We start from the raw sequence: 12,510 nt of genomic DNA, 5'->3' as shown, positions 1-12,510 counted from the left end.
ACCTGACCTGCGCGACTTGACCGTTAGCAACCGACGTACTGAACCATTCGCAGCCCTACGGACGTTCACAGACGGTCCGGGGTGGCGATGCCGAGCAGGTCCAGGCCCTGCCGCAGGGTCCGGGCGGTCAGGTCGCACAGCGCCAGCCGGCTGGCCCGCATCTGCGGCGGCGCGCTCAGCACCGGACACTTCTCGTAGAACGCGCTGAACGCGGTGGCCAGCCCGTACAGGTAGCCGGTGAGCCGGTGGAAGTCGAGGGACCGACCGGCCTCGGCCAGCACGGGCGCGAAGCCGATCAGCTCCAGCGCCAACGCCCGCTCGGCCGCCTCGGTGACGGCCACCGGTCCGGGTGCGGCGGCCGCACCGGCGCGCCGGAAGATCGAACTGATCCGGGCGTACGCGTACTGCAGGTAGGGGCCGGTGTTGCCGGTCAGGGCCAGCATCCGGTCCCAGTCGAACACGTAGTCCGAGCGCCGGTCGGTGGACAGGTCGGCGTACTTGATCGCGCCCGTGCCGACCTGCCGGCCGACCCGGGCCAGGGCGGCCGGTTCCAGGCCGGGTGTCTTCGCCGCGGCCAGCGCCGAGGCCCGCTGGACCGCCTCGTCCAGCAGCTCGGCCAGCTTCACCGTGCCGCCGGCCCGGGTCTTCAGCATCCGGCCGTCCGGGCCGAGGATCGAACCGAACTCGACATGCTCGGCGGACACCCCGCCGGGCAGCCAGCCCGCTTCCCGAGCCACCGCGAACACCATCTGGAAATGCGTCCGCTGCGGCGTGCCGACCAGGTACAGCATCCGGGACGCGCCGAGCGTCCGCACCCGGTGCCGCACGGCGGCGAGGTCGGTCGCCGCGTACCCGTAGCCGCCGTCGCCCTTCCGTACGATCAGCGGCAGCGGCTCGCCGTCGCGGCCGGTGAAGCCGGCCGGGAAGGCGCACAGCGCGCCGTCGCTGACCCGCAGCAGGCCCTTGCCGTCCAGTTCGGCCACGACGGAGTCGAGCTGGTCGTGATAGCTGCTCTCGCCCGCGAAGTCGGTCGCGGTCAGGCTCACGCCGAGCAGGTCGTAGACCGCGAGGAAGTACCGCTCCGACGCGGCGACCAGGCGCCGCCACAGCGCCAGGGTCTGCGGATCGCCGCTCTGCAGCGCCACCACCCGTTGCTGGGCCCGCCGCTTGAACTCGGGGTCGGCGTCGAACTTCACCCGCGCCGCCTGGTAGAACGCGGTCAGGTCGGCCAGCGACCCCTCGCCCGTGTCGCCGAGATCGACCAGGTGCTCGATGAGCATGCCGAACGGCGTCCCCCAGTCGCCGAGGTGGTTGGCCCGGATCACGGTGTGTCCCTGCCATTCGAGCAGCCGCGCGGCGGCGTCCCCGATGACCGTCGAGCGCAGATGGCCGACGTGCATCTCCTTTGCCACGTTGGGACTGGAGTAGTCGACCACGACCGTCTCCGGTTTCGCGGTGACGGGCACGCCCAGCCGCGGATCGGCCGCGACCGTGTTCGTCAGGTCCGCGATCAGCTCGTCGGCGACCGTGAGGTTGACGAAGCCGGGACCGGACACCTCCGCGACGGCGACTCCCGCCAGGTCGGCGCGGGCCACGGCCTCGGCCGCAATCTCCCTCGGCGCCCGGCCCAGGCGCCGGGCCAGCGGCAGCGCCGCCCCCGACTGGAAGTCGGCGTGCTGGGAACGCCGGACGGCCGGATCTACGTCGCCGCCGGCCACGGCGGCGAACGCGGCGGCGAGCCGGTCGGAGAGCAGAGCTTCGAGATTCATCGGCAGACCCCTTTGACGGTACGCAGGGAGGGCGGGCCGATCCGTGCCACAGACAGTGACGCCGGCGGGTCGACCCGCCGGCGGAAGACGTGCGTCAGCGCTGGCGGACGGGGCGGACCCGGCGTCGCGCGCGACGGACGCAGCTGCTGTGCATGGCGACCATGCTAGCGGCCCGCAGCCCGGATCGTGGACCCGCTTTCGGATCTTGGAGCCTGGTGGCCCCGGTGGGGCCACGACCTTCCAAGATCGGCCCGGGCCGACGGGCTGATCGGTGGGGGCAGGCAGGTGGGCGGGGCGGGGGACGATGGGGCGGGAATGCGTGCGCCAGGATGGGTGGATGTGGGAGGGGCGGGTTGTGGACGGCGGGTGGGAGCGGGGGGCTCCGGGCGTGCTGGAGCTGCCGTCCGGGCGGCTGATCCGGGGCCGGGGGCTGCGCCGTCCGCTGCCGCCGGGGGCTGCGCCGCAGTTCGGGGTCTATCTGCTCGGCAGCGAGCCGCCGGCGGTCGAGTGGGCCAGCCGCTGGGTGCCCTGGCCGGACTTCCGGCTGCCCCGCGACCGGGCGCTGGCCGCGCGCGTGCTGCGGGAGGTGTGGGACCGGGCGGTGGAGCAGCGGGTCGAGGTGGCCTGCGCGGGCGGGCGTGGGCGTACCGGCACGGCGCTGGCCTGCCTGGCGGTGCTCGACGGTGTCCCGGCCGGGGAGGCCGTCGCGTACGTGCGGGCGGGCTACGACGCGCGGGCGGTGGAGACGCCGTGGCAGCGCCGCTTCGTCGCCTGCTTCCCGTGGTCGGGGTAGCGAACCACCCAGTAGGCGAACCACCCAGTAGGCGAACCACCCAGTAGGCTGGAGAAAGTGACTTACACCCCGAAAGAGCTCTTTGAACGCTACGTCTGGGCCGGAATGACCCGCGACGTCGAGGCGCAGACGGCCCTGTTCACTCCCGACGGTGTCTTCGAGGCGCCACTGCTGCCGGTCGATTCCCCGGCGCCCCGGCGGATGCGGGGCCACGACGAGCTGCGCGCCGGGCTCGCCGTGTACCACCGGATCGCCCGGGCGGGGCGCCGGCCGGATCCGGAGCGCTCCGGATATGTCCTGCACACCACCGCCGACCCGGACGTCTTCATCGCCGAGATCGACACCGTGATGACCGGTGACGGCGCCGACCTTGCCATGTCCCTCGTCCAGATCTTCCGGGTACGCGAGGGCCGGATCGCGAGCCTGCGCGACTTCTTCGACCCCGGCCTGATCGCCGCCGAGCGGGCGGAGACGGACGCGACGGCGGCCGGGGCGTAGACGGCGACCGGGCGCAGCATGCGGGGGGACACGGACCACACGCTGCGCCGGTCGCCGGGCTCAGGGGTTACCCGGAAAGTGGGTGATGGTGACCTGGGACGCCCGCTCGTCGCGGGCGAGCTTGCCGGCCAGTTCCTCGTCGTCGACGGCGAGGCTGGCCGCGGGCGTACCCGCCGGGGCGTTCAGCTCCGACAGCAGTTCGTCCTCGGTGTCGGCCACGACGATCGTGTCGACCGGGCCGAACGGCCCGGCGGGCCGTTCGGTCCGACCGGAGCGGACAAGCAGCGCGGTCGGGGCCACGTACGCGCTGGTGTCCTGCCCGTCCAGGAAGCGGCCCGCGTCGGGGGAGCCGCGGTGCAGCGGAACGGCGCCGCCGCTGATCGCCTCGTCGACCTCGCGCCGCAGCTCGGTGGCCGTGTCCGCGCTGATCAGCGGGCCGTAGTCCAGCTCGGGCAGCGGATCGCCGTCGGTGGCCACGGCCAGCGGGTGGCCGAAGTGGACCGTCTTGAGCACCGGCAGGTACGCATCGAGGAACCGGTCGACCAGTTCGCGCTGCACGACGAAGCGCCGGTACGCGGCGCCGTGCTGCTTTCCGTACGCGAAGCCGGTGCGTAGGTGACCGACGAGCCGGTCCCACTGGGAGAACTCCCAGATCCCCCACGCGTTGCCGCTGTCCTGCTCGCCGGGGCGCGAGACAGCCCCGATCTCGCGGGAGCGTACGAGCACCGGGGACAGCTCGGTGCCGCAGCCGGACAGGAGGGTGACCGGCAGCCCGGCACGGGCCATGATGGCGTGCGCGACCGTGAGGCCGACCGCGCCACCCTGCGACGGGATCCTCGCGATGACCGCGTTGCCGGTCAGCAACTGGGCGAGTTCGGCTTGTACGAGCACGCTCATCGGGTGCTGCCAGGAGGGCAGGTGGCTGACCGGGCCGGGCAGCGGATCACGGTCCTTCAGCTGGTGCTCGGCCTGATCGACGGACCGGCCGGCCGCGTCCAGCGCCCGGTCCACGTCGGCGCACGCCTGCGACCAGGGCGCCCCGATCTCCCACACCTGGAGGAGGGCGAGCAGGTCGCGATGGGCGCTCAGCTCCTCCAGCGCCGCCTGCACCCGGGCGCGGCGTTCCGGCAGCCAGGTCGCGGCCCATTGGCGGTGCTGTTCCGCGGCGTCGCGCACGGCCAGCGCGGCGGTCCGCGCGTCGAGCCGGGATCGCGCGCCCAGCCGGGTGCCGTCGATCGGGCTGTGCAGGGGCGCGGGCTGCCCGGCGTCCTCCCAGGCGCCGACGAGGTGGTTGCGCAGCCGGTCGCCGGTGAAGGCCTCGGGGGTGGCGGCGGTGGCCCGGGACAGGGCGTCGGCCCAGGCGGTGCCGGGGGCCAGGCGCAGTGTCATGGCGGGTCTCCCGTTCGGCGAGGCGGAGCGTTGCCTTACTGTGCCGAGAAGAAACCCGCGATCGCTACGCCAATTCGGCGGCTACCGGTCCTCTTCTTGTCCTAGACGGAAGTTCCCAGGAAATTCTGTTTGGCGCGCCAGGCTCTCCGTGCCCGGGCGGCCCGGGGGGAAATGGTCTCCTATCGGCATGATTTCTGCCGGGCTGAGACGCCAAATCCTCAGACTTTCGGCCGTGCTGCCGATCACGGGGGGTGAGTCCCCCTGGAGGTTCCATGCAGTCGCTGTTCGACCGGCTGCCCGCAAAGGCGCGGGCCAGCCTCTCCATGCTCTTCCTCATCGGCGGAATGATCGGCCTGAGCTTCTACACCCGTTCGGTCGCCTCCTCGGTCGGTGCGAAACTGCCCGCCGACTCCGCCGCCCAGCAGCAACTGCAGGACCTCGCCGACGTCATGCTCTGGACTCCGGTGATCATCGCCCCGATCGGCCTGTTCTTCCTCGCCGCCACCTGGACCAAGGTCGTGCGAGTGCTGCGGCACGACGCGGAGATCATCAGAATCGCCGCCGAGGGTGACCTGAGCCCCCGGATGCGGGTCGTCGGCAAGGACGAGATGGGCCAGATGGCCGTCGCGTTCAACGCGATGATGGACCAGTTCCAGGCGACGGTGGACGGCATCCGCCGCGCCGTCGACGAGGTCACCAGCTCGGCCGGTTCGCTCGAGCAGACCAGCACCACGATGACCGAGGCCGCCGCGGCCACCGCCACCGAACTGGAGACCGTCGCCCGCTCCGCCCGCCGGACCAGCACCGAGGTCGAGGCGATCGCCGACGGCACCCAGCAGATGCGCCAGGCCATCGCGGAGATCAGCAGCAACGCGACCGAGGTTTCCCGTACGGCCGACGAGGCGGTCGCGGGGGCCGCCCGGGCCACCGGCAACGTCACCAAGCTGCACGAGTCCAGCCAGCAGATCAGCGACGTGCTGCGGACCATCAGCGCGATCGCCGCGCAGACCAACCTGCTCGCCCTGAACGCCACGATCGAGGCCGCCCGGGCCGGCGAGGCCGGGCGCGGCTTCGCCATCGTCGCGGGCGAGGTGAAGGAACTGGCGCAGGCCACCGCCGGCGCCACCGAGGAGATCGCCCGCCGGATCGAGGAGATCCAGCGCGACACCGGCGAGGCCGTCACCGCGGTCGGCGAGTTCACCGACGTCATCGGCTCCATCGCGCAGCACCAGGTCACCATCGCCGCGGCGGTGGAGGAGCAGACCGCCACGACGGGCTCGATGGTGGACGGCGCCGCCACGGTGAGCGCCGGGGCGGAGCAGATCAGCCACGCGATCAACCTGGTCAGCTCGGCGGCGACCGAGGTGCACGGCGCGGCGGACGAGACGCGACGGGCCGCGGAGAGCCTGACCGGAACGGCCGGGCGACTGCACGACCTCGCCTCGGTGTTCCGCTACTGACCCGCCGGTACCGGCCCGCCCGGCGTTGTGCCTGGCGGGCCGGACCGGACGTCAGCGCGCCCGGCGGACCGGACGTCAGCGTCCGGTGTGCATCAGGCCGCGCAGGTGTTGCGTCACCGCGTCGGTGCCGACCAGGGCGCGGGCGGCCGCGCGCTCCTGAGCGGCGGCGGGGACGGCCTTGACCACCCAGCCCGGGTGCCCGGGCATCGGTGGGGTCTTCGCCCCGTACAGCCAGGCGATCAGGAACGTGCTCAGGTCGCGGTGGGCGACCCGGGAAGCCAGTGCGATGAAGTCGTCGGTCGAGGCGGACCGGCCCTCGTACGTCCGCACCCACTCCCGCTCCAGCTGCCGGAACCGGTCCACGCCGATCTTGCGCTCCAGCGCGTACAGGGCCAGCGCGCCGCCGTAGTAGACGTTCGGGTTGAAGACGTCCCAGATCGACGCGGAGCTCGCGGGCCGGGCCACCGGACCCCAGCGGTCCCGCCACTGGTCGCCGAGCGCGTACACCGCCTTGAACAGGGCCTCGCGGTCGGCGTAGTCGGTGTACTCCTCGAAAACGCCGGTCTGCTCCGCGTACAGCAGCTCGTACCAGGTGGCGTGGCCCTCGTTCTGCCAGACGTCGCTCCAGGACCGCGGTGCGACGCTGTTGCCGAACCACTGGTGGGCCAGCTCGTGCGCCATCACCGGGTTCAGCACGAATGCGGGCGCGGCGAACAGCGACGTGTCGTACAGCGACAGCGTCTGGGTCTCCAGGGCGAAGCCGAGTTCGCCGTCGATGACCAGCGAGCCGTAGTTCTCGAACGGGTACGGGCCGACCTGGCGCTGCATCCAGGCGACCTGGTCGCGCTCGACCGCCGCCTTCGGCAGCAGCGTGTCGGCGAGCCGGCGCGGCACGACGTCGCGGATCCGCACGCCCTGCACGGCGGGCCGCTGGTGCACGAGGAAGTCACCGACCGCGATCTGCACCAGCTCGCTGGCCATCGGCCGCGACTCGCGGAAGGTGGAGACCGAGTAGCCGGTGTGCCGCCGGACGCCGAGCGGGGCGCCGCTGGCGGTGGCGGTCCAGCCGGTCGGCGCCGTGAGCCGGATCGTGTACGTGGCCTTGTCGCGCGGGTGGTCGTTGCTCGGGAACAGCAGGTGCGACGAGGCGGGCTGACCGGCCAGCACGGTGCCGTCCGGGGTGGTGACGAAGCCGACCGGGGCGTCCGCGTCGGGCACCACCGGGGTGGCGGTGAAGCCGGTGACCGTGACCCGGAACGGCTGCCGCTTCGGCAGCGGGGACTTCGGGGTGATGACCAGCTCGTCACCGGAGCGGGTGAAGGTGGCCCGGCGCCCGTTCACCGACACCCCCGCCACCGAGCCGCCGCCGAAGTCCAGATCGAACCGGGACAGGTGCTGGGTCGCGACCGCGGTGATGGTCACATCCCCGGTGATCGTCTGCCGTGGATCCTTCTTCGGATACCGCAGGCGCAGATCGTAGTCCCGCACGTTGTATCCGCCGTTTCCGAGCAGCGGATACAAGCGGTCGCCGAGTCCGGCCGCCCCGGGCCTCGGGGGTGGTCCCGCGGCGGACGCGGGGGTGGCGGTGACGCCGAGGACGGCGGCGGCGCCGAACGCCACCAGGATGGTCAGCCCGCTGGCCGACCGGCGGTTGCGCGACAAGGCTGTCATGGCAGCCGACGTTACCGAGGACGTCCGACAGGTATTTCGATTCGCCGGGCCGCACCCCGATCGTGGCCCGTCACGGGGCGGCGCGCCGCGCGTACCCAATCATCCGCCGCGGGTGAAGCCCGGCGGCCGCCGCCGCGTGATGATCGGCCGAATGATCCGGACCGGTCGTCGGAGGTGGCACGCATGGGATGCCTGTTCGCGCTGTTCGCGGGGATCTTCCCGAGGCTGGCCCTGTTCATCATCTGGATCGCCCGCCCGGTCCTGGTCAACACCGCCTTCGACACCTGGATCTTCCCGCTGCTCGGGATCGTCTTCCTGCCGTTCGCCACGCTGATCTACGTGGTGCTGTACACCCCCGGCGTCGGCCTCACGGGGTGGGGCTGGTTCTGGGTCGTCTTCGCGGGCTTGCTGGACCTCAGCCACTGGGCGGCCAGCGCCACGCAGCGCCGGCAGATCCCCGGCTACCGCGGGGTCTGACCGCGACATCGCCGCCGCACCACCCGGGTGGCAGGAATCGCCAATTCCTTGGCATTGCTGCCGATACGCCGGACGCGACAGGCTGGTGTCGTGACGCGACGACGGGTTGTGATTGTTACCTACGCGGGCTGCCAGGCGCTCGATGTCACCGGCCCGGTCGAGGTGCTGGACACCGCCAACCGGCTGCTCGGTGACCCGGAGTCCGGGTATCAGATCGAGTTCGTCTCCCCCGCCGCCCCGCTCGTGCGGACCTGCTCCGGTGTGGTCATCGCGGCGGAGCCGCTGGACGCCGGGCAGGGCCCGATCGACACCCTGCTCGTGCCCGGCGGGTGGAGTCTGCACGACACCCTCGAGGACCGGGACCTGGTGTCCTGGATCGGGCGGGCGGCCGGGCGCTCGCGACGGGTGACCTCGGTGTGCGGCGGCTCGTTCCTGCTGGCCGAGGCGGGCCTGCTCGGTGGACGCCGGGCGACCACGCACTGGGCGTACACCGAGGATCTGGCCCGGCGCTACCCCGACGTGACGGTCGAGTCCGACTCGATCTTCGTGTGGGACGGCCACTACGTCACGTCCGCCGGGGTGTCCACCGGCATCGACATGACGCTGGCCCTGGTGGAGGAGGATCACGGCGCGGCGTTCACGCTGGAGCTGGCCCGCTTCCTGGTGCTGTTCTTCCGCCGCCACGGCGGCGAGTCGCAGGTCAGCTCCATCCTGGACGCTCAGCTGGCCGACTCCAGCCCGATCCGCGGCGCACAGGAGTGGATCATCGACAACCTGGACCGCCCGGTCTCGGTGTCGCAGATCGCCGCGCACGCCAACATGAGCGCCCGCAACTTCGCCCGGGTGTTCCGGCGGGAGGTGGGGATGACCCCGGGCCAGTACGTCGAACGCATGCGCATCGCCCACGCCCGCAAGCTGCTGGAGACCACCGACCTGCCGATCCGGCAGGTGGCCCGCCGCTGCGGATTCCACGCCCCCGAGACATTCTTCCGCCGGTTCGGGCGGGCGCTGGAGATCACCCCGAGCGAGTACCGGCACCGCTTCCAGAGCATCTCCGGCAGCGGCCTGCTCCCCGAGCCCACCCCGGCCCGGTAGGCGGCCGTGCGGCAACGCCTGGTCGACCATCTCGTCCGCGAACTCGCCCGATCCGGTGTCGACCACGTCTTCGGCGTGGGCGGCGCGAACATCGAGGACCTCTACGACGCCGTGCACGCCGCCCGGCCCGCGATCCGGGCGGTGGTGGCCAAGCACGAGTTCTCCGCGGCGACCATGGCCGACGGGTACGCCCGGGCGACCGGCCGGCTCGGGGTGGTCGCGGCCACCTCGGGCGGCGGCGCCATGAACCTGCTGCCGGGCCTGGCCGAGGCGTACGCCTCCCGGGTGCCGGTGCTGGCGCTGGTCGGCCAGCCGCCGCGCGCGCAGCAGGGCCGGGGCGCGTTCCAGGACTCCAGCGGCCAGGCCGGCTCGCTGGACGCGCGGCGGCTGTTCGCGCCGGTCTCCCGGCTGTGTGCCCGCGTCGACGACCCCGGGCAGCTCTCCGAACTCCTGCCCCGGGCGATCGCGGCGGCGCTGTCCCCACCGCGCGGCCCGGCGGTGCTGCTGCTGCCCAAGGACGTGCAGCAGAGCCTGCTCCGGGCGGCACCGTCACCGGCGGCGGTGCCGCTGCCTGCCCCGGCGGCCGACCGGGCGGTCCGGGACCGGGCCGTACGCGCCCTGCGCGGCGCCCGGCGCGTCCTGGTGATCGCGGGCGAGGGGGTGGCCGCCGCGCACGCCCGGGCCGAACTGGCCGAGCTGGCCCGGCGGCTCGGCGCCTGGGTCGCGGTCACCCCGGACGCCAAGGACGTGTTCGACAACGCCGATCCCCGCTTCGCCGGGGTCGCCGGGGTGATGGGGCACCGCAACGTCGCGGACTGCCTGCGGGAGGCCGAAGTGTGCCTGCTGGTCGGCACGCGCTGGCCGGTGCTGGCGCGCGGCGGGCTCGACGCGGCGCTGGGCTGCGCGCTGGTGGTGTGCATCGACCCGGAGCCGCCGTACGTGTCGGGTCTGGCGCTGCGCGGCGACCCGCGTACCGTGCTGCGCGACGTCACCGCGCGGCTGCCGGCGGGCAGCCGGCCGTGCCCGCCGCACGACGGTCCCGTTCCCCTGCCGATCACGGCCGGCCGGGGGCCCGGGGCCATGTCGACGGTCGAGGCGGTGGCCGCGGTGGCCACCGCGCTGCCGGAGCACGGGCACGTCTTCGTGGACGCGGGCAACGCGGGCGCGGCGGCGATCCACCTGCTCCCGGCGCCGCGCCGGGGCCGCTTCGTGGTCGCCGTCGGCATGGGCGGCATGGGATACGCGTTCGGCGCCGGCATCGGCGCGGCGCTGGCCACCGGGCAACGGACGTACGTGCTGGCAGGTGACGGGGCGTTCTTCATGCACGGCATGGAGGTGCACACCGCGATCGAGTCCGGCGCACCCGTCACCTTCGTGATCTTCAACAACAACGCGCACGGCATGTGCGTGACGCGGGAGCGGCTGTTCTACGGCGACGCGTACAGCTTCAACCTGTTCCGGCCCACCGACATCGGCGCCGGGGTGGCCGCGGCGTTCCCGAGCCTGCCCGTGGCCCGGCCGGCCGACGCGGCGGGGCTGGGCGCCGCGCTGCGCCGCCGCAACGATCCCCGCCACGGGCCCGCGTTCGTGGCCCTGGACGTGGACCCGCACGAGATACCCCCGTTCCAGCCCTTCCTGACCCCTGACGGCCGGCACCCGGCCGACGCCGAGGAGAACACCGATGAGTACGAACGAGTCCACGCTGGCTGACATCCCGGACCTGATCCGGGTCGAGAACACCGGCCGCGACGAGGTGATCGCCCGGTGCGCGGCGCTGACCCGCCCGGCGTACCCGCACGAGCAGGTGTACGGGCGGTACTGCACCATCGAGCAGTACATCGACTGCCCGCCCGAGCAGGTCTTCTCGTACCTGCGGCAGGGCCACCACCTGGAGGAGTGGACGTACAGCCTGCGGGGTTTCACCCCGGCCGGGACGCCCGGTCTGTGGGTGGGTGACGACCGGCTGGCACCGGACACCCGCATCTACTGCCGGGTGGTGGCACACGAGCAGGCCATGACGGTCGACTACCACTGCGCCTGGGACCAGGGCGACAAGCTGTGGATGATCTACCTGATGCGGGTGGTGCCGGCCGAGCTGGTCCTGGACCGGCCGGGCTCGGTGGTGACCTGGACGAACTGCCGGCACCCGTACTACGACAGCAACCCGCACCCGGAGCTGGCGCCCGCGCCGGACCGGCCGTGGGTCGGCGACTTCTGGGATCTCTTCTACGCGGGTCACACCGTGGAGATGACGAACCTCAAGGCGATTCTGGAGCACCGGCACCGCGCCGGAGGCCCGGTCACGGTGGCACCGGCCGTGGTGGTGGCGGGGCGGTGACCGTCAGCCTCACGGACGTCGCCGGTTACCTGCCCGGCGCGCCGGTGCCCGCCGAGTTCTACACCGAGCATCCCGGCGCGGAGGACCGGCTGCGGGACTCCGCGATGTTCCGGGTCCCCCGGTGGCGGCATCACGCGGGCGCCCAGGAATCCAACGTGGACATGATCGAACGGGCGGTGCGGCCGCTGGTCGAGCGCCACGGCGCCGCCGAGATCCGCGCCGTGGACGTGCTGCTGGTGCACAGCCAGTTGCCGGACGTGCCGTTCGTGGGTGCGGGCACGGAGGTGGCGCACCGGCTCGGCCTGCGCCCGGAGTGGCTGGTCGACGTCGCCAACGCGGGCTGCGCGTCCTTCGTGTACATGCTGAAGCTGGCCCGCCAGATCCTCACCACCACGACCGCCCGCCGCGCGCTGATCTGCAACGCCCAGAACCTGGCCGGGCAGTGGTTCACCCAGCCGGGGGTGCGGCGGATGGCGCAGGCCGCCATCCCGGGCGACGGGTGCGGCGTGGGCTACCTGACCACCTCGGCGCGGCGGCCCGTGCTGGACGTGGCCACCCGGCACATCGGTGCGTACGCCGGGCAGATGCGCCACCACCTCGACGACGGCCGCAAGTACTGGCAGCCGGGCGGTTCCGAGATCCGCATCGGGTTCACGGAGGATGGCGTGACGCGGGTGCTGGAGCGGGGCAACCGCCTGGTCCCGGACGTGGTACGGCAGGTGTGCGCCGGGCTCGGCGCGGCACCGTCGGACGTGGACGTGCTGGTCACCAACCAGCCCAACCGGATGTTCCTGCGCCACTGGCGCGAGGATCTGGGGCTGCCCACCGAACGGCATCCCGACACCTTCGACGAGTGCGGGAACCTGTTCGGTGCGGCCATCCCGGTCACGCTGGACCGGGCGGTCCGGCACGGCCGGCTGCGCGACGGCGCGCTGGTGGTGCTCGGCGGTTTCGCCCACGCCGGGGACTTCGCGGGCGCGGCCGCGATCCGCTGGGCGGCGTGACCGGTCTGGTGGCGTG

The 12,510-nt window shown here is 73.0% G+C and carries 10 protein-coding genes and 1 pseudogene; 8 read left to right on the top strand and 3 right to left on the bottom strand.

The window, feature by feature from the left end; translation table 11 throughout:
• Positions 1-65 precede the first annotated feature (65 nt).
• Entirely contained in the window at positions 66-1,769 is a 1,704-nt protein-coding gene (gene argS / locus EV385_RS22810; protein ID WP_130511301.1) for an arginine--tRNA ligase, read from the bottom strand.
• Between the two features lie 337 nt (positions 1,770-2,106).
• Here argS and EV385_RS22805 point away from each other — a divergent pair, with 337 nt between their 5' ends.
• Complete coding sequence (locus tag EV385_RS22805) at positions 2,107-2,562, top strand: protein-tyrosine phosphatase family protein (protein WP_130511300.1); 456 nt, start codon at positions 2,107-2,109, stop codon at positions 2,560-2,562.
• Positions 2,563-2,619: 57 nt separating this feature from the next.
• Positions 2,620-3,060 (top strand): nuclear transport factor 2 family protein, encoded by a 441-nt coding sequence (locus EV385_RS22800; protein WP_130511299.1) that lies wholly within the window; start codon positions 2,620-2,622, stop codon positions 3,058-3,060.
• An 84-nt stretch (positions 3,061-3,144) separates the two neighbouring features.
• Here the strand turns inward: EV385_RS22800 and EV385_RS22795 are convergent.
• A pseudogene (locus EV385_RS22795) lies at positions 3,145-4,449 on the bottom strand (aldehyde dehydrogenase family protein); the annotation flags it as partial.
• Between the two features lie 272 nt (positions 4,450-4,721).
• Between EV385_RS22795 and EV385_RS22790 the strand changes: the two are divergent.
• Complete coding sequence (locus tag EV385_RS22790; RefSeq protein ID WP_130511297.1) at positions 4,722-5,909, top strand: methyl-accepting chemotaxis protein; 1,188 nt, start codon at positions 4,722-4,724, stop codon at positions 5,907-5,909.
• Between the two features lie 75 nt (positions 5,910-5,984).
• On the opposite strand, the gene EV385_RS22785 is transcribed toward EV385_RS22790, so the two are convergent.
• A complete protein-coding gene (locus EV385_RS22785; RefSeq protein ID WP_130511296.1) occupies positions 5,985-7,580 on the bottom strand; it encodes a M1 family metallopeptidase in 1,596 nt (531 codons plus the stop codon).
• Between the two features lie 183 nt (positions 7,581-7,763).
• On the opposite strand from EV385_RS22785, the gene EV385_RS22780 reads away from it, so the two are divergent.
• From EV385_RS22780 to EV385_RS22760, 5 genes are all read left to right on the top strand, one after another.
• Positions 7,764-8,057: a hypothetical protein gene (locus EV385_RS22780; RefSeq protein WP_165449559.1), complete on the top strand. Its 294-nt coding sequence runs from the start codon at positions 7,764-7,766 to the stop codon at positions 8,055-8,057.
• A 108-nt stretch (positions 8,058-8,165) separates the two neighbouring features.
• The gene (locus EV385_RS22775) at positions 8,166-9,152 is read left to right on the top strand and encodes a GlxA family transcriptional regulator (protein ID WP_242625024.1); all 987 of its coding nucleotides are present in this window, start codon (positions 8,166-8,168) and stop codon (positions 9,150-9,152) included.
• 6 nt (positions 9,153-9,158) lie between these two features.
• Entirely contained in the window at positions 9,159-10,862 is a 1,704-nt protein-coding gene (locus EV385_RS22770) for a thiamine pyrophosphate-binding protein (RefSeq protein ID WP_130511294.1), read from the top strand.
• Positions 10,834-11,490, top strand: coding sequence for an SRPBCC family protein (locus tag EV385_RS22765; protein ID WP_130511293.1), 657 nt, complete (start codon positions 10,834-10,836; stop codon positions 11,488-11,490). The genes EV385_RS22770 and EV385_RS22765 overlap by 29 nt, the downstream gene beginning before the upstream one ends.
• The gene (locus EV385_RS22760) at positions 11,487-12,494 is read left to right on the top strand and encodes a 3-oxoacyl-ACP synthase III family protein (RefSeq protein WP_130511292.1); all 1,008 of its coding nucleotides are present in this window, start codon (positions 11,487-11,489) and stop codon (positions 12,492-12,494) included. Before EV385_RS22765 ends, EV385_RS22760 begins: the two co-directional genes overlap by 4 nt.
• Positions 12,495-12,510: the final 16 nt, after the last annotated feature.

The organism is Krasilnikovia cinnamomea, from assembly GCF_004217545.1.
GTDB classification, from domain to species: domain Bacteria; phylum Actinomycetota; class Actinomycetes; order Mycobacteriales; family Micromonosporaceae; genus Actinoplanes; species Actinoplanes cinnamomeus.
Note: the sequence above shows the minus strand (reverse complement) of the source record. Positions and strands in the feature narration are given on the sequence as shown.